General features: G+C 69.7%; 11 protein-coding genes. 2 read left to right on the top strand and 9 right to left on the bottom strand.

Annotated features, from left to right (window positions below):
• Positions 1–41 precede the first annotated feature (41 nt).
• From ACZ6AA_RS13115 to ACZ6AA_RS13095, 5 genes are all read right to left on the bottom strand, one after another.
• Complete coding sequence (locus ACZ6AA_RS13115) at positions 42–1076, bottom strand: anti-sigma factor family protein (RefSeq protein WP_471457980.1); 1035 nt, start codon at positions 1074–1076, stop codon at positions 42–44.
• The gene (gene sigM / locus ACZ6AA_RS13110) at positions 1073–1834 is read right to left on the bottom strand and encodes an RNA polymerase sigma factor SigM (protein ID WP_468453881.1); all 762 of its coding nucleotides are present in this window, start codon (positions 1832–1834) and stop codon (positions 1073–1075) included. The genes ACZ6AA_RS13115 and sigM overlap by 4 nt, the downstream gene beginning before the upstream one ends.
• Positions 1835–1876: 42 nt before the next feature.
• A complete protein-coding gene (locus ACZ6AA_RS13105) occupies positions 1877–3589 on the bottom strand; it encodes a protein kinase family protein (protein ID WP_471457978.1) in 1713 nt (570 codons plus the stop codon).
• Positions 3590–3707: 118 nt separating this feature from the next.
• Complete coding sequence (gene murJ / locus ACZ6AA_RS13100; RefSeq protein ID WP_471457976.1) at positions 3708–6446, bottom strand: murein biosynthesis integral membrane protein MurJ; 2739 nt, start codon at positions 6444–6446, stop codon at positions 3708–3710.
• 47 nt (positions 6447–6493) lie between these two features.
• Positions 6494–8965 carry a DUF6049 family protein gene (locus ACZ6AA_RS13095; RefSeq protein ID WP_471457975.1) on the bottom strand — a complete coding sequence of 824 codons (2472 nt, stop codon included), beginning with the start codon at positions 8963–8965 and terminating at the stop codon, positions 6494–6496.
• A gap of 227 nt (positions 8966–9192) precedes the next feature.
• Here ACZ6AA_RS13095 and ACZ6AA_RS13090 point away from each other — a divergent pair, with 227 nt between their 5' ends.
• Complete coding sequence (locus ACZ6AA_RS13090) at positions 9193–10662, top strand: CCA tRNA nucleotidyltransferase (RefSeq protein WP_468481466.1); 1470 nt, start codon at positions 9193–9195, stop codon at positions 10660–10662.
• A 111-nt stretch (positions 10663–10773) separates the two neighbouring features.
• On the opposite strand, the gene ACZ6AA_RS13085 is transcribed toward ACZ6AA_RS13090, so the two are convergent.
• The 4 genes from ACZ6AA_RS13085 to ACZ6AA_RS13070 all read right to left on the bottom strand — a co-directional run bounded on the left by ACZ6AA_RS13085 (position 10774) and on the right by ACZ6AA_RS13070 (position 14623).
• Complete coding sequence (locus ACZ6AA_RS13085; protein WP_471457974.1) at positions 10774–11298, bottom strand: LppU/SCO3897 family protein; 525 nt, start codon at positions 11296–11298, stop codon at positions 10774–10776.
• Between the two features lie 130 nt (positions 11299–11428).
• Complete coding sequence (locus ACZ6AA_RS13080) at positions 11429–12685, bottom strand: MFS transporter (protein ID WP_471457973.1); 1257 nt, start codon at positions 12683–12685, stop codon at positions 11429–11431.
• Positions 12686–12800: 115 nt separating this feature from the next.
• On the bottom strand, positions 12801–13883 hold the full coding sequence (locus tag ACZ6AA_RS13075) for an inositol-3-phosphate synthase (RefSeq protein WP_468453866.1): 1083 nt from the start codon (positions 13881–13883) through the stop codon (positions 12801–12803).
• 59 nt (positions 13884–13942) lie between these two features.
• On the bottom strand, positions 13943–14623 hold the full coding sequence (locus ACZ6AA_RS13070; protein WP_030357780.1) for a PadR family transcriptional regulator: 681 nt from the start codon (positions 14621–14623) through the stop codon (positions 13943–13945).
• Positions 14624–14998: 375 nt separating this feature from the next.
• Here ACZ6AA_RS13070 and ACZ6AA_RS13065 point away from each other — a divergent pair, with 375 nt between their 5' ends.
• Entirely contained in the window at positions 14999–17728 is a 2730-nt protein-coding gene (locus ACZ6AA_RS13065; RefSeq protein ID WP_471457971.1) for a transglycosylase domain-containing protein, read from the top strand.
• Positions 17729–17803: the final 75 nt, after the last annotated feature.

Below are 17803 nucleotides of genomic sequence, written 5' to 3'. Positions count from 1 at the left end.
ACCGAGACCGGGGAGTGGGTCAGGAAGGGAGCCTCAGGGCCTCAGGGGCGGGCGTAGGACTCCGTGAGCAGGACCTTGCCCTTGGCGTCGGCCGACGCGGACGCGCTCACGCAGGCGGCGTCCACGACATACGCGGAGACCTTCGCTCCATCGGTGTCGTGCGGCACGACGACGAGGTAGACGTTCGTTCCCTCGTACGTGCCCTTGTCGACCGCCAGGGGCGTCCGGCCGCCGAGGCCCTTCTCGATGCAGGCGGGCACCTCGACGTAGTCCTCGCGCATCGTGGAGCCCTTCTGCGGGGTCCCCTCGGGGCTGGACCGGGTGTCGAAGGAGGGCTTCTTTCCCCCCGTCTCCGTGCCCGAGATCTTCTGTTCCTCGGAGAGGAGGTCGGAGACCTGAGCTTCGAGCTTGCCCTTCGCGAAGGTGTCCTTGCCCGTCGAGGAGGCAGTGGGCGACTCCGTCGAGTCATCGCTCCACGGCTGGATCAGCAGGGCCCCCAGGCCGAGTGCGGCGGCAGTGAAGACGGCGCCGAGCATCGTCGTACGGCGTCGGCGGCCTCGCGGGCGTCCGCCGCGACCCGGGCCGGTGGCCGCACGCGGGTGTCCGGCGGGGCCGTGTGCCGAGGGGCTACTCACGGTGGACGTCGGCGTGGCGCCGGATCCGGCGGTCGGCTTGGGCGCGTCCGCGGGCGATGTTTCACGTGAAACATGCGCGACGGGTTCGGCGGCGGTTTCACGGCCGGAGTCGGAGGTGGTATCGCTTGCGTGGTCGGAGCCGTCGAGGCTCGCCCCTTCGACTTCGGCGACGGCTGCCGTGGCCGTCGCGTCGAGCAGCGCCTCCGCCGCCAGGGCCGCGTCGATGCGCTCCGTGACATCGGTGGGCATGCGGGGCGGCCCGGGCAGCGAACCGAGCATGCCGCGGATCTCTTCCAGGGATGCGTAGACATCGGCGCAGAGCGGGCAGTCATCCAGATGCCGACGCACGTCCAAGGTGCGCGACGGGGAGAGCAGGCCTTCGGTGAGGTCGGAGATCTCGGCGACGTCCGGGTGCCCGGCTGAGTCTGTCGTCGTGGTCACGCTCGTCCACCTCCGCCCTTCACTGCCGCTGAGTCGCTGGGTCCCGCATCCGAAGGAGGCCCCGCGTCCTGAGGTTCCGCTGCCGGTGGGACGGTTGTCCCCTCGGTCCGGTTCCGTCCCGGGGCGTTCTTTCTGGGGGCGTCCTTGCCGCCGCTGCCCGTGTCGTCCTCGCGTCGGGACGGTGCTTCCGTCCGCAGATGCGTGAGGAGCGGCAGGAGCCGGGCTCTGCCGCGCGCGCAGCGGCTCTTCACCGTGCCGGTCGGGACGTCGAGCACCCGGGCCGCCTCGGCCACGGGATAGCCCTGCATGTCCACCAGCACGAGGCAGGCGCGCTGATCGGGTGGCAGGGTGCCGAGGGCCTCCAGGAGCTCCCGGTGCAGATCGCCGCGTTCGACGGGCGCCGCGGCCGACTCGTGCGGTTCCAGGAGCTGGTCCAGGCGTTCGGCGTCGTCGACGGGAGAGGTCTTCCGGGATGCCGCCTTGCGCGCCCGGTCGAGGCAGGCGTTCACGGTGATGCGGTGCAGCCAGGTCGTCACGGCGGACTGGCCGCGGAAGGTGTGCGCGGCGCGGTAGGCGGAGACGAGGGCGTCCTGGACGGCGTCCGCCGCCTCCTCGCGGTCTCCCAGGGTGCGCAGGGCCACGGCCCACAGCCGGTCGCGGTGGCGGCGGACGATCTCACCGAAGGCGTCCTTGTCGCCGTCGACATGGCGCGCAAGGAGCTCCTGGTCGGTGAGCTCACCGAGCTCGGTGCTGTCCAACGTGGAACCCCTCCCCTCGCCCCTCAGCGTCCGCCGGACCCGTCAGCCCTTGAACTTCACTTCCGTGATGCCCTGCTTGTAGCCCGCGCTGTAGTAGCCGTCCGCGCCGGACTTCGGTACGTCCGTCATCCAGATAAGCACGTACTGCGTCTTGACCGGCTTGTCAGCCTTGATCTTGAGGCTCATGCCTGTGGTCGTGCCGTCACCGATCTTCTTCATCGAGTCGACAGGACCGGACGGCGACATGGAGTCGGCCGCGTAGAGCGTCGCCTTCGTTTCGGAGCCCGGGTACTTGAGGCCGAGCGACGCAGCCGTGACGTTCTTGGCGGAACCGAGGTCGTAGACGATGCCGACGCCGGGGCGGTACGGGGCCAGCCGAGGACCGTCGACGTACGACTTGGTGCGCCAGAGCGTGGACGTGTCGCCGTCGTGCGTCTTCGAGGCGTTCTCGGGGTCCTGCAGCTTGCCGCCGAGCGGTGACTCCTGTGCGTTCTGGATCGCGATCGGCTTGGGAGGCTTCGGCTGCTTCTTGTCGTCGCCGTCCGTCGTCTTCGTCGTACTGGAGTCGCCGTTCTTGTTCTGGTCCATCAGCGCGTCCGCGAGCTGCCAACTGCCCAGGCCAAGGGCGGCGATGAGCAGCGCGGAGACGGCCCACTTGAGGGCCTTGCCGGTGCGGCTCTGCAGCGGGGGCGGCGGGGCGGGGACGGGCTGGGTGGTGCCGGGCGGCTGGGCGCCGCGGCCGTAGTTGCCCTGCTGGTACGTCGTGCGCTGGTACTCCGGAGGAGCCGTGAAGACGGGCTCCGGGGGCCGGATGCGGGGCAGCTCGGCGATGGCCTTCACCAGGTCGTCCGGCGTGGGGCACGCGGGCTCCTGGCGGGACGCGGTCGCGCCGTCGTTGGCGAGCGCGCGCATGGCGAGCTCCGACAGGCCGCGGTGCACCCCGGCACGGACCTGGTCCGGCGGGAGCAGGCCGACGCCCTTGGGCAGGCCGGACAGGCCGTAGGCGTCGCTGTCGTAGGGCCAGCGCTGCGTCAGCGCGGCGTACAGCAGGGCACCGATCGCCTCGGTGTCCGTGCGCTGCGGGGTCTCGGAGTTGATGCCGCGCAGCGCGGCGTTCACGGCGAGGCCGCGGATGCGGTACTGGCCCGAGGAGGTACGCAGCACGGCGCTCGGGGTCAGCCGCAGATGCGCGAGGCCTTCGCGGTGGGCGGCGGCCATCGCCTGGGTGACCTGGCTGACGAGTTGGTAGGCGTCGTGGGCCTCGAGGGGGCCTGCCGCGAGCAGCGCGGTCAGTTCCGTGGCGTCGGGCAGCCACTCGTGCACGACGTAGACGAGGTCGTTCTCCTCGACCGCGTCCAGGACCTGCACGAAGCGGGGGTCACCGAGCAGCGCCGCGGAGCGGGCCGCGGCGAGCACCGAGCGGGCCCGGGGATGGTCGGCGGGCAGCAGGTGCACACCCACGGCCCGGCGCAGTTTCTCGTCGACCGCACGCCAACTGCTGAAACCGTCCAGACGGGTGACGCACTCTTCGAGGCGATAGCGTCTGGCGAGTTTGTGACCGCTGTGCAGTTCCGGGGGAGTTGTCACCCCGGGCGGGCTGGTGGGCTCGTTCTTGTTGGCTGTTCCGTCGTCCGCCGTGTCCCGCTCCCGGGTCTGGGCCACCCCGTCGGCCGTGGACTGCTCCGCCTGCGCGGTCAGCGGCTTGTCGCCGCTGTTGTCTGCCACGTCGACGGCAGCCGTGCTCCGTTCCGCCACCGTCGTTCCTGCCTCCCCATCCGTTGCGCTTCGTCAGACGCCAAAGCCAATTGTGCCCACAGTCCGGCGCTATGCACGACACGCGGTGGCCGACGATGGTTGTGCGGACTCCTTCACATCAGCGTCCCAGTCGCCCGCGCACCATACCGACCAGCGAGTTGAGCTCCTGGATCCGCATGCGCCGCGCGGCCAGGAAGAAGACCCCGAAGAGCACCGCCAGACCGACGATCAGCGCGGCCAGCGAGCCGATGACCCCCTGCCCGAGCGCCTTGGTGATCGCGTACCCGGCCCCGGCGCCGAGAATCGCTCCCGGCACGGAGGCCAGCGCGAGCCGGGCGTACGTACGGATCACGTTCGCCCCGTCCAGATCGCCGCCCAGGCGCTTGCGCAGCCGCTGCCAGGCGACGCCCACACCGATCGCGTACGCGGCGCCGTAGGAGAGCGCCATGCCCGCCACGGCCCAGCGGGCGGGCAGCACCAGGTAGCAGATCCCGGAGGCGGCGGCGTTGAAGGCGGCCACGATGACCGTGTTGTAGAAGGGGGTGCGGGTGTCCTCGTACGCATAGAAGGCGCGCAGGACGACGTACTGCACGGAGTACGGGATCAGGCCGAGGCCGAAGGCCATCAGCATGTAGCCCATGCGAGTGGCGCCGTTGACGCCGGACGAGCCGAAGATGAGCGTGCACATCGGGATGCCGAGTGCGAGGAAGCTGAAGGCGATCGGCACGATCGCGACGGCCGAGGTGCGCAGGCCCTGCGAGATGTCGTCGCGCACGGCCCCGGTGTCGCCCTCGTGCGCCGAGCGCGACAGCCTCGGCAGCAGGGCGGCCATCAGGGAGACCGTGATGATGGCCTGCGGGAGTCCCCAGATGAGCTGGGCGTTGGCGTAGGCGGAGAAGCCGGTGCCGTCCATGCCGGAGTGCTTGACCGCCGCGGTGCCCAGCTGGGTGACGACGATCGCGCCCGCCTGGTTGGCGAGGACGAACAGCATCGTCCACTTGGCGAGCATGGCGGCCTTGCCGAGCCCCTGGCCCTTCCAGTCGAAGCGCAGCCGCAGCTTGAAGCCGGTCTCGCGCAGGTAGGGGAACATCGCGAGCGACTGCACGACGAGCCCGAGCAGGACGCCGACCCCGAGCAGCTGCACGCCGTCGTCGGGGATCGACGTGACGCGCATGCCCGACTTCTCGGACGTGCCGTACACCCAGAGGAACATGCCGAGCGTCGCGATGATGACGATGTTGTTGAGGACCGGGGTCCACATCATCGCGCCGAACTTCCCGCGGGCGTTGAGGATCTGCCCCATCACGACGTGGATGCCCATGAAGAAGATCGACGGCAGGAAGTAGCGGACGAAGGTGATGGCGACCTCGTTGGCCGCCGGGTCGCTGGCGACCGGCGTGGAGAGCAGGTGGACCAGCAGCGGCGCGGCGATCCAGCCGAGCACCGTGAGGATGCCGAGCGCCACCATGACGAGCGTCAGGAGCCGGTTGGCGTACGCCTGGCCGCCGTCCGCGTCGTTCTTCTGGGCGCGCACGAGCTGCGGTACGAAGACCGAGTTGAGGCCGCCGCCGACGGTGAGGATGTAGATCATCGTCGGCAACTGGTAGGCGACCTGGAAGGTGTCGCCGAGCAGGCCGATGCCGAGCGCCGAGACGATCATTGCCGAGCGGACGAAGCCGGTGAGGCGGGACACCATCGTGCCCGCGGCCATCACGGCGCTGGACTTCAGCAGGCTGGACGCGCGGCCACCGGACTTCCCCGCGGGCGCCGAGGGAGCCGCCGAGGGGGCCTTGGCGGGCGCGGGGACGGCCGGGGACGCCGGTGCCTCCTGCCCCGCGGCCGGGCGCGTGCCGCCGTGCTGCGGCTCCTGGTAGTAGCCGCCCTGGTTCTGGTCCGGGTACTGGCCGGGATCCGGGTACTGGTTTGGGTCCTGGTAGTAGCCACCGGCCTGCTGGTTGGCGTACGGAGCGCCCTGTTGCGCGTACTGGGCACCCTGCTGCTGCTCGCCGTACGCGGGGTCGCTCTGCGGGTACGCGTACGGCGAGCCGTGCTGCTGGTCCGCGTAGGCGGCGCCCTGCTGGTGGGCGTACCCGGCACCGGGCTGCTGCTGATCCGGGTAGCCGGCCTGGCCGGGCTGCTGGTAGGGGTAGGCGGTGCCCTGCTGGTCCTGGTATCCGGCGGGCTGCCCTTGGTACCCGGGCTGTCCCTGGTAACCGCCCGCCTGCTGGTCCTGGTACCCGGCCCCCTGGGCGGGGTGCTGGCCCTGGTATCCCCCGCCCTGCTGTCCTTGGTACGGGGCGTTCTGCTGGCCCTCGTAGCCCTGCTGGGCGCGCGGGTCGGCGGCCTGGGGGTCGCCGTAGCCCGCCCGCGGGTCGCGGTGGCCGCTGCCCTGCTGGTCCCGGAAGAGGTGAGCGAAGGCGTCCGGCTGGTGCCGCTCCTCGCCGGCCTGGGTGACGAGGTCGTCCACGCCCACGTACTGCGTGGTGCGCGGGTCGTCGCCGTAGGGGAGGTGACGGGTGGTGCCGTCCGGCTCCGGCGGCGGGGTCTGGGCCCAGACGCGGGGGTCCGGCTGGTACTGCGCCGACGGCGGCTGGGCGTAGAGCTGCTGCGGGTCGGGGTAGCTGCCGGGCGGGGGCGGGGGGTGGGCCGCGCGGTCGTAGAGCGCCTCGGCCACCGGGTCCTGGGCCGAGAGGTCCTGGGCCCGGTAGGGGTCCTGGGCGTACGCGTCCTGGAGGTAGGCGTCCGGCTCGTGCTGCGGCGGCACCTGACCGTCCTCCTGGGGGCCGGGAGGCGGGTTCCCGGCAGCACCGGAGCTGCCCGCGCCCTGGCCGCGCTCACCGTCGTACGGCGCGTTCATGGTTTACCCCACCTCATGGTCCGCGGGCCCACCGGCCACGACATCGCTCAACGGTCCACTCTCTCACCCGTGTGCGACGGCTCGGTGCTTTCCACAGCGGTGTCCGGTGTCGGGTCACTCGGCTGCTCGGGATCGGCCGAACCGGGGTCGGTGTCGGGAGAGGTGTCGGGGGTGGCGTCGGAATCACCGTCGGAGCCGCCGTCCGGGCCCGCCTCCGCCTGACGCCGCGCCGCGCGCTTGCGCTGCGTGTACATGCGGAATCCGGCGAGGACGAGCAGCAGCACGCCGCCGCCGATGACCAGCATCACCGTCGCGGTGAACTCGGTGACGTTGACGTCGAAGCGGACGGGCTCGCCGTAGGGCTCGTTGTCCTCGGTGTAGAGCTGGGCGTAGACCGTGACCGGGCCGTTGGCGTTGGCCGTGGTGGTGAACTTCACGGACTGGGTGTGGCCGCCGCCCGTGATCCTGACGGGCTGCTCCTCGTAGAGTCCGTCGCCGACCTTCAGACGGGTGGGGTTGGTCGACGTCAGGCGCAGGACGAGGTGGTCGACGCCCTGCACCAGGTTGTTCTGCACCGTGACCGGGATGGTCGCGCTGCGGCCCGACAGCTTCACGTCGGACTTGTTGATCAGCTTCACCTGCTGGATGAGGCTCGTCAGATACCCCTGCACGCCCTTGCGGAAGTTCTGGGCGTCCGTCGGACGGCCGCGCCACGACGTGGACATCTCACGGTCCATCGCCCGCCCGAAGGGCGTGATCACGCGGTCCGGCTCGGAGAGGATCTGCTTGAAGCGGTCGAGCTTGCCCTGGGTGTTCTGGACCTCCTCGAACGCCGAGCGGGGCAGTTCCTGCTTACGCAGCGACGACGGGTAGGACCCGGTCGAGGGGACCTGGGTGGTGGCGTCCGGGTCCGGCTCGGCCTTCGCCGCCGCCGTCAGGGACTGCGGCTGCGACCAGCGCTTGTCGTCGAGGGCGGCCAGCGCCCGCGCCATGGTCTGGGCCTGGCTGGCCGAGGGCATGCGCTGGGGGGCGACCACGACGCTGCGCTGCTTGTCCGGATCCTGCAGCGTGATCATGAGACTTTGGGCCAGGAACTCCTGGGTGGCCAGGGTGGAGTCCTCGGCCCCCGTCATATCGCCGCGGAAAGCGGTCGAGAGGCGCGCGTCGGCGACCACGGCGGTCGTCCCGCCGCCGATGGGCCGCGCGGCGCTGGGCGTGTACGGCAGCCCGTTCGTCTCGCGCAGGCTGTCGCTGCGGGCGATCACCGAGTGGGCGCCCGCCGACGTGGCGACGTCCACGACCGACGGGTCGATCGCGCCCTCGGCGGGCCAGGCGAAGTCCGAGCTTGGCTTGACGTTGAGGATGTCCTCCACGGCCTGGGCGCCGACCTCGGTGGCTTCCTTGAGGTGGCCGAGCGAGCCCTTGACGGCCCTGCCGTTGTGGGCGAGCGAGGCGAGGTCGGGGTCGGCGAAGGGCAGTGCGACGACCTTCTTGCCCTTGACGGCCTTGTGGAGCTGGTTGAGCCACTGCTTCGCGACGGCCTGGTTCTTGCCCGCGACGGTCGTGCCGTCCGGCCCCTCGACGTCATAGCTCGTCGTCATCGCGTCGACGGAGACCAGCAGGTCCGGGTCGATCACCCAGGCGACGTCGAGCTGACTGCCGAGCGTCAGGAGCTGCTGCAGCCGCCCGCCCGTCTGGAGCTCCTTGGCCAGGCTCTCGTCCTTGAAGAGCGGCGTCTGCTCCTCGTCGGAGCGGGTCCTCGACGTGAGGTGCGTGGTGGAGATGAGCGGCCACAGGTACGTCGTCTTGGTCTTCGTGTCGGCCGCCCCGTCCTGCCACGGCAGGAAGGTCCGCTCGATGCCGAGCACCTGGGGGTAGGGCTGTGCGGCGGTCTGACCGGTCAGTGTGACGCCGAGCTGGTAGACGCCGTCCATGCCGAGGCGCAGGGCGCTCACGGGCACGGAGATGCTGAAGTCGTACGGGACGCCCGGGGCGAGCCGGGAGAACTTCTCGACGTACTTCCCGCCGACCTCGGAGCCGTCGAGCCCCGGCTGGTACGCGGTCCGCTTCGCGGCGCTGTCGATGTCCGTGCGGCCGCCCAGGGCGCTGCCCACGCGGAGGCCCACATGGGCGTCGGTGATCGCCTGACGGCCCTCGTTGGTGATCTTGCCCGAGACGACGACGGTGTCGCCGTCTCGCGGCGCGCTGGGCGTGAGCGAGTCCAGGGACACATCGACGGTGCGGGATCCGGTGGGGGCGGCCTTCGCGCCCGTGGAGGCCTTGTGGGCGTTCGCGGCAGTGCCGCTGTGCGCGCCCGTGGCGCTCGACGTGCTCGCCGACCCGGTCGCGGTCGCCGTGCCCGTCGTCGCTCCGGCACTGGCGGCGTGCGCGGAGGGACTCACGGGCACCTGGAGCAGTCCGGCCAGCAGTGGTGCCCCGGCCAGCAGTGTCGCTGTCCGCCGGAACCACCGGCGGGCAGGTGAGGGGCTGGTCCCCGGGAAATCTGCCGCCTCGGCCACGCGTTGCCCGTCCCTCGTCGTCGTCAGCTGTGTCGGTGCTAGTCGTTCGCTGCGTCCACGCATGGTAACGAGGTGCGCCGGGGCTAAGTGCCGCGGACTGCTCCACAAGATCGGAAGACCTGGCGGCGATGTCCAGAAGGCTGGTGGTGAGCGCCGTGCGCGGCGCTGACGAGGCCCGGGGAAATCCGGGCGGCCCCGGGCGCCCGGGGCACGTACCCTTTTCTGTTGTGCCGAACGCCAACGAAGACAATCCCCGTGCCCTGAGCCAGGCGCAGGACCGCGCCGTGAGCGAGCTGCTGCGCGTCTCCCCCGTCGCGGACGACCTCGCCCGCCGTTTCCAGGAGGCCGGGTTCTCGCTCGCCCTGGTGGGCGGCTCGGTCCGGGACGCACTCCTGGGCCGGCTCGGCAACGACCTGGACTTCACGACGGACGCCCGCCCCGAGGACGTACTGAAGATCGTCCGTCCGTGGGCCGACGCGGTCTGGGAGGTCGGGATCGCCTTCGGGACGGTGGGCTGCCAGAAGGACGCCCGCGTGGACGGCGCCGAGCAGCGCTTCCAGGTCGAAGTGACGACATATCGATCGGAGGCGTACGACCGGACCTCGCGCAAGCCCGAGGTGTCGTACGGCGACTCCATCGAGGAGGACCTCGTCCGCCGTGACTTCACCGTGAACGCGATGGCCGTGGCGCTCCCGGAGAAGACGTTCATCGACCCGCACGGTGGCCTCGGCGACCTGGCCGAGCGCGTCCTGCGTACCCCCGGCACCCCTGAGGAGTCCTTCTCGGACGACCCGCTGCGGATGATGCGGGCCGCGCGCTTCGCCGCGCAGCTGGACTTCGAGGTGGCCCCTGAGGTCGTCGCCGCGATGAAGGCGATGGCCGGGCGCATCGAGATCGTCTCCGCCGAGCGGGTCCGGGACGAGCTGAACAAGCTCGTCCTGTCCGCGCACCCGGCCAAGGGCCTCGCGCTCCTCGTGGACACCGGCCTCGCCGACCACGTCCTGCCGGAGCTGCCCGCCCTGCGCCTCGAGCGCGACGAGCACCACCGGCACAAGGACGTCTACGACCACACGCTGATCGTCCTCGAACAGGCGATGGCGCTGGAGACCGAAGGCCCGGACCTGACGCTGCGGCTCGCCGCGCTGCTGCACGACATCGGCAAGCCGAGGACGCGCCGCTTCGAGTCGGACGGGCGGGTCTCCTTCCACCACCACGAGGTGGTCGGCGCAAAGATGACCAAGAAGCGCATGACGGCCCTGAAGTACTCGAATGAGCTCATCAAGGACGTCTCACGGCTCGTGGAGCTGCACCTGCGCTTCCACGGCTACGGCGAGGGCGAGTGGACGGACTCCGCGGTCCGCCGGTACGTCCGCGACGCGGGCCCGCTCCTCACCCGCTTGCACAAGCTGACCCGCTCCGACTGCACCACCCGCAACAAGCGCAAGGCCAACAACCTGTCCCGCGCGTACGACGGCCTGGAGGAGCGCATCGCCCGCCTCCAGGAGCAGGAGGAGCTGGACTCCATCCGCCCCGACCTCGACGGCAACGAGATCATGGAGATCCTGGCCGTCCGCCCCGGCCCGGCCGTCGGCCAGGCCTACAAGTTCCTGCTTGAGCTGCGCCTGGAGAACGGGCCGATGGAGCGGGACGCGGCGGTGGCGGCGCTCAAGGAGTGGTGGGCCACGCAGGAGCAGTAGGGCTGGGCATGCGTGAGGGGTGCTGTGTTTCACGTGAAACACAGCACCCCTCACGCATGAAGAGGGGCGATGTTTCACGTGAAACATCGCCCCTCAGTGGTGACGAGCTGCCTACTTCTTGAGCTTCTCCAGGCAGAGCGTGAAGTCGTCACCGCGACCCGTCTCCCGGTACTGGGCGTACTTCCTGATGTCGCAGGTGCCGCTTTCCTTCTTCTCGGCGACCTTGTACTCCGCCTTGGAGTCGCCGCAGTCCACGATCTTCAGGTCCGGGTCGGTGGAGCTCGTCGGGTTGCCGACGCTCATGCAGTCACCGACCTCGGCGGCCGCTGCCTCGTCCTGGCCCGCCAGGTACGCGCCACCGGCGATCAGGGCGACGACGGCGACACCCACGATGGTGAATATGCGCTTCTTCTTGCTCTTGCGCGGCGCCTGCGGGTCCGGACCGCCCTGGTAGAACGGCACGCCCGGCTGCTGCGGAGCGCCCGGCTGCGGGGGGTACGGCTGGCCGGGGGCCTGGCCGTAAGGGGCGCCCTCGCCCTGGGGCTGGCCGTACGGCGCACCGCCCTGCGGCTGCTGGCCGTAGGGCTGCTGGCCCTGGGCGAACGGATTCTGGCCCTGGGGCGGCGGAGTGGACACGGGGATCCCCCTAGAAGAGAACACAAGGCGTGTGGCTGGATACGCGATGGCGCGAAACGACCCTCGTAAGTTACCGAGATCCCGAGCGCGGATTGAAGCTCAGCGGACCTCTGTGGCATTGATGTGACACTTACTGGTCGTCAAACCTGGCCATAGCCACAGCAATCGCCGCGTAAATCACGGCCACGGTGACAACCAACGGGGCCGATTTTCCGTCCGGGGGCAGCATCAGGGCGGCCACGCCCGCCGCGCCGACGAAGGAGATGTTGAAGAGGACGTCGTAAAGGGAGAAGACCCGGCCTCGGAAGCCGTCGTCCACGGCGGCCTGGACGACCGTGTCCGTGGCGATCTTCGCGCCCTGGGTGGTCAGCCCCAGGACGAAGGCGGCGATGAACATCGGCACCGGGGCGAAGGCCAGGCCGAGCGCGGGCTCCAGGACGGCCGCCGCAGCCGCGCAGAGCACGAGCCAGCCGCGCGGCCCGAACCTCCCCGCGGCCCACGGCGTCACCACGGCCGCCGCGAAGAACCCCGCACCGGAGATCCCCACGGCGACCCCGAGCAGCGCGAGGCCGTCGTCCTCCGTCGACCCCCACGCGTACCGGCACAGCATCAGCACCATGACCGTCAGCGCGCCGAAGCAGAACCGCATCAGCGTCATCGACACCAGAGCGTGCGCGGCCGGGCGGCGCTCGGCGAGATGGCGTACGCCTGCAAGGAGACCGCGTGCGGTCCCGGCGAGCGCCGTGCGCAGGTGTGGCTGCACCAACTCGGGATCGGGGCCGAGGAGTTCGCGGGAGATGCGCAGGGAGGCGAGCGCGGCGCACAGATAGAGCGCGGCACCCAGGAGGACCACGGCCGCGTCCGAGCCCGAGGCCACGATGCGTACCGCGAAGGCGAGACCGCCGCCCGCGGTGGCGGCGAGCGTGCCGGCGGTCGGGGAGAGCGAGTTGGCCAGGACCAGGCGGTCGGCGTCGACGACGCGCGGCAGCGCCGCCGAGAGTCCGGCCAGGACGAAGCGGTTGACGGCCGTGACACAGAGCGCGGAGGCGTAGAAGAGCCAGTCCGGGGTGTCGCTGAGGATCAGCACGGCGGTCACGCAGGCGAGGGCGGCCCGCAGCACATTGCCGTACAGCAGGACCTGGCGGCGCCGCCAGCGGTCGAGCAGGACGCCCGCGAACGGGCCGACGAGGGAGTACGGAAGCAGGAGCACCGCCATCGCGGAGGCGATCGCCGCGGCGGACGTCTCCTTCTCCGGCGAGAAGACCACGTACGCGGCGAGCGCGACCTGGAAGACACCGTCCGCGCCCTGGGAGACGAGCCGCACGGTCAGCAGCCGCCGGAAATCCCGCAGCCGCAGAAGAACGCGCAGGTCACCGACGACAGCCATGGGGCACAGCCTCACATACGAGCGGGGTCCCCGGGCACATACGACCCGGGGACCCCAACTGGCTACCGAAGCAGCCGACTCAGCGGTCGGCTCAGCGGTTGACCTGGCGCTCGACTCAGCGCTCGACCTCGCCCTTGATGAACTTCTCGACGTTCTCGAAGGCCTCGTCGTCGAAGTACTGCACCGGCGGGGACTTCATGAAGTACGAGGACGCCGACAGGATCGGGCCGCCGATGCCGCGGTCCTTGGCGATCTTCGCGGCACGCAGGGCGTCGATGATGACACCCGCGGAGTTCGGGGAGTCCCAGACCTCGAGCTTGTACTCCAGGTTCAGCGGGACGTCGCCGAAGGCGCGGCCCTCGAGGCGGACGTACGCCCACTTGCGGTCGTCGAGCCACGCCACGTAGTCCGACGGGCCGATGTGGACGTTCTTCTCGCCCAGCTCGCGGTCCGGGATCTGCGAGGTGACGGCCTGCGTCTTCGAGATCTTCTTGGACTCGAGGCGGTCGCGCTCCAGCATGTTCTTGAAGTCCATGTTGCCGCCGACGTTGAGCTGCATGGTGCGCTCAAGACGGACACCGCGGTCCTCGAACAGCTTCGCCATCACGCGGTGCGTGATGGTCGCGCCGACCTGCGACTTGATGTCGTCGCCGACGATCGGGACGCCCGCCTCGGTGAACTTGTCCGCCCACTCCTTGGTGCCGGCGATGAAGACCGGGAGGGCGTTGACGAAGGCGACCTTGGCGTCGATGGCGCACTGGGCGTAGAACTTCGCCGCGTCCTCGGAGCCGACCGGCAGGTAGCAGACCAGGACGTCGACCTTGCGGTCCTTGAGGATCTGGACGATGTCGACCGGGGCCTCGGCGGACTCCTCGATGGTCTGGCGGTAGTACTTGCCCAGGCCGTCGTAGGTGTGGCCGCGCTGGACCTGCACGCCGGAGTTCGGCACGTCGCAGATCTTGATGGTGTTGTTCTCGCTGGCGCCGATCGCGTCCGCGAGGTCGAGGCCGACCTTCTTCGCGTCGACGTCGAAGGCGGCGACGAACTCGACGTCACCGACGTGGTAGTCGCCGAACTGGACGTGCATCAGGCCCGGGACCTTGGTGTCCGGGTCTGCGTCCTTGTAGTACTCGACGCCCTGGACCAGCGAGGCGGCGCAGTTGCCCACGCCGACGATGGCTACGCGAACCGAACCCATTCCGGTTGCTCCCTGTGTGATCTCGGTATTCCGGATGAGCCTCTGCCGAATGCGGAGGCTCACTTGGTGGTGTCGTCGGACGCATCCGGCGGCGGGGTGCTGCCCCGCCGCCGGGGCAGGACGCCCGACTCCCCAGATGTGCTGTTCTGCTGAGCGGAGCCGTCGGGTGCGGACCGTTGCTGGTCGCGTCCCGCGCGCTCGCTCTCGATGAGCTCGTTCAGCCAGCGCACTTCGCGCTCCACGGACTCCATCCCGTGCCGCTGCAGCTCAAGCGTGTAGTCGTCGAGGCGCTCCCGGGTGCGGGCCAAGGAGGCGCGCATCTTCTCCAGGCGCTCCTCCAGGCGGCTGCGGCGGCCCTCGAGCACCCGCATCCGCACGTCCCGCGAGGTCTGGCCGAAGAAGGCGAAGCGGGCAGCGAAGTGCTCGTCCTCGTACGCATCGGGGCCGGTCTGCGAGAGCAGTTCCTCGAAGTGTTCCTTACCTTCAGCCGTCAACCGGTAGACGATTTTGGCGCGGCGCCCCGCGAGGGGAGCCAGGGCCTCTCCGGCAGCACCCGATTCCTCGATCAACCAGCCGTTCGCGACCAGAGTCTTGAGGCATGGGTAGAGCGACCCGTAGCTGAAGGCGCGGAACACACCCAGTGAGGTGTTGAGCCGCTTGCGCAGCTCGTAGCCGTGCATCGGGGACTCGCGGAGCAGGCCGAGCACGGCGAACTCGAGGATGCCGGAGCGTCTGCTCATCGTCGCCTCCCGTCTGTCCCGGTCTGCCGTGCACGGCCCTTTATGCCGACCTGATGTATCGGCTCGATACATCACGACGATAGAACGACGTGCCGCCTGCGACAAGAGGGGGCACGGTGAACGGCATCACATCACCGATTCGTAGGAAGTAACTTGCCTGTTTTGGGGTGAACTTCGGTCCTAAGAGGGTTTTGACGGTGCGTAGTCTGTGCGCCATGCATACCGCCGGGAACCAAGTGACGCGAGGTGGCGTCGCTGTCCCCGGTGCAGTGCGGATGAGTGCCGGAACGGACGCATCCGTACATCGGGGGGACCGGAAACCAGCCGCCGTTTCCAGGCGCGGAGACCCGCGCCTGCCCGAGGAGTAGTCGTTCGATGAGCGAGCACCGTCGCAAACCGCCGCAGCCGCAGGGCGGCGGACGCGCCGCGGCCAGGCGTGGCGCATCTGGCGCGTCCGGAGCGCCGTCGGGCCGTCGTGCAGCACCGCGTGGCGCCACTGGATCGCCGTCATCGCCGTCAGCCCCGCCGTCGTACGGGCCGGGGGCCCCCGGAGGCGAGGAGCGGCCCTACGGCGGTCGCGCCGAGGCCCGGCGCGCGGCCCGCAACGGTTCTGTCGGGGGTGGTGGCGGCCGTCGCAGGGCCGCCGAGAACGCCGGCCGGGGGCGGGGCAGAGGGCGTGGCCACGAGCCTGCCAAGAAGCGCTTCATCGACTACCCGCGCGCGGGCAAGTCCGGGGCGGGGCGCTGGCTGCCGTCGTGGCGGCTCGTCACCGGCCTGTTCATCGGGTTCCTCGGCAGCATGCTCGCGGTCATCGGCATTGCGTACGCCCTCGTCGAGGTCCCGGAGGTCGCCAAGGCGGCCAAGGCCCAGAACAACGTCTACTACTGGGCCGACGGCTCGCAGATGGTCGCGACCGGCGGTGAGACCAACCGGCAGATCATCAAGTACGCGGACATCCCGAGGGCCATGCGCAACGCCGTCATCTCGGCGGAGAACAAGACCTTCAACAAGGACAAGGGCGTCGACCCCATGGGCATCGCCCGGGCCGTCGTCAACATGGCCAAGGGCGGTCAGACCCAGGGCGGCTCGACCATCACGCAGCAGTACGTGAAGAACGCCCGCCTCGACGACCAGTCACAGACGTTCACGCGTAAGTTCAAGGAACTGTTCATCTCCATAAAGGTCGGCCGGGAGGTGAGCAAGGAAGACATCATGGCGGGCTATCTGAACACCGCCTACTACGGCCGCAACGCCTACGGCATCCAGGCCGCCGCCCGCGCCTACTTCGGCGAGGACGCGGAGGACCTGAACCCGAGCCAGTGCGCCCTCCTCGCGACCGTGCTCAAGGGCGCCACGTACTACGACCCGGCCGGTTACCCCGAGATCGACCCCGCGGCCAGCCGTGACGCGAACACGGAGCGTGCCAAGAAGCGCTGGAAGTGGATCCTCGACGAGGAGGTCAAGGACGGCCGCCTCAGCGCCGAGGTCCGCAACAAGTACACGAAGTTCCCGAAGTTGGAGAGCCCGCGCTCGAACGTCAAGCTGAGCGGCCAGATCGGCTACCTGGTCTCGCTCGCCAAGGCGTACGTCATCAACAACAGCGACGGCAAGATCACCGCCGGGCAGCTCGAACAGGGCGGCTACGAGATCCACACGACCTTCGACAAGAAGAAGGTCGATCAGCTCGAGGACGCGGTCGAGAAGGTCCGCAAGGCCAAGATCAAGCCGAAGCTGCGCCCGGACAAGGACACGCACGTCCAGTTCGGTGGCGCGTCGGTCAACCCCAACAACGGGGCGATCGAGGCCATCTACGGCGGTGAGGACGCGACGAAGCACTTCACCAACAACGCGGACACGACCGGTGCTCAGGTCGGCTCGACGTACAAGCCCTTCGTGCTGGCGGCGGCCTTCAAGAACGGCGTCCGCTCCAAGAGCGGTGGGGAGATCCAGAGCGACGGCACGCGCACCATCGTCAACCCGAAGAGCAAGTTCAGCGGCAAGAACAAGCTCAAGATCAAGAACTATGACGGCACGGTCTGGCAGGACAAGGACGGCAAGGAGTGGCTGCAGACCAATGACGGTCAGCAGTCGTACAACCCGCCGAGCTACAGGATCGACCTCCGCGAGGCCATGCGGGAGTCGGTCAACTCCGCCTATGTCCAGCTCGGCATGGACGTCGGACTCGACAAGGTGAAGGCGGCGGCCATGGACGCCGGCCTCAAGGACGACAAGTCCATGGCGGGCGCCACCTACCCGTCCTTCTCCCTCGGCACCTCCTCACCGAGCGCGATCCGCATGGCCGGGGCGTACGCCACGTTCGCCGACCAGGGCAAGCAGCGGGATCCGTTCTCGGTGAAGGAGGTCAAGAAGGAGGGCGATACGGTCTACCAGCACGAAACCGAGGTCAAGAGCCCCTTCAGCCCTGAGGTGGCGAACAACGTCACCGACGTGCTGCGGACCGTTGTCGAGAAGGGCACCGGCACCTCGGCCAAGCTGCCCGGCCGTCAGGTGGCGGGCAAGACCGGTACGACCGACGGCAACAAGTCCGCCTGGTTCGTCGGCTACACCCCGCAGTTGTCGACGGCGATCAGCATGTACCGCCTCGACGACGACGAGAACAACAGCAAGCGCGAGTTCCTGGAGATGTTCGGCACGGGCGGCGAGAAGAAGATCCACGGTGCCTCCTTCCCCGCGCAGATCTGGCAGGACTACATGGAGGAGGCCCTCAAGGGGAAGCGCGCTGAACTCTTCCCGGCGCCGGGCCCGATCGGCGAGATCGTCGGAGACGTCCCGCCGCCCTCCCCGACGCCGACCGAGGAGCCCGAGCCGAGCGACTCCCCGTCGCCGACCCCGTCCGAGACCAAGTCGTCCAAGCCCCCCAAGCCGTCCGAGTCCCCCGACCCGACCGAGTCCTGCAAGCCCTGGGACCCCAGGTGTGAGGACGACGGTGGTGTGACGGACGGCGGTTCTGAGGACGGCGGCGTCAACGGTGGTCCCGGCGGTGAGTCACCACCACCGACCGGCGAGCCGAACGGTGGCAATGAAAACGGCGGCAACAACGGCAACGACAACGAAGGAGGGCTCTGGGCCGGCCCGACCGGCTGAGCCGAGTCTCGCGTACGTTTCACGTGAAACGGCGTGATCCACGGAAACGGTATGTTTCACGTGAAACAAGGCCGC

It is taken from the genome of Streptomyces sp. NPDC040610 (genome assembly GCF_055594065.1).
This window is presented reverse-complemented; position numbering and strand designations above follow the sequence as displayed.

Bases quoted from the DNA above. Each gene is read 5' to 3' on its own strand.
- murJ (WP_471457976.1), bottom strand. From the start codon at position 6,446: ATGAACGCGCCGTACGACGGTGAGCGCGGCCAGGGCGCGGGCAGCTCC.
- ACZ6AA_RS13080 (WP_471457973.1), bottom strand. From the start codon at position 12,685: ATGGCTGTCGTCGGTGACCTGCGCGTTCTTCTGCGGCTGCGGGATTTC.
- ACZ6AA_RS13075 (WP_468453866.1), bottom strand. From the start codon at position 13,883: ATGGGTTCGGTTCGCGTAGCCATCGTCGGCGTGGGCAACTGCGCCGCC.
- ACZ6AA_RS13070 (WP_030357780.1), bottom strand. From the start codon at position 14,623: ATGAGCAGACGCTCCGGCATCCTCGAGTTCGCCGTGCTCGGCCTGCTC.
- ACZ6AA_RS13065 (WP_471457971.1), top strand. From the start codon at position 14,999: ATGAGCGAGCACCGTCGCAAACCGCCGCAGCCGCAGGGCGGCGGACGC.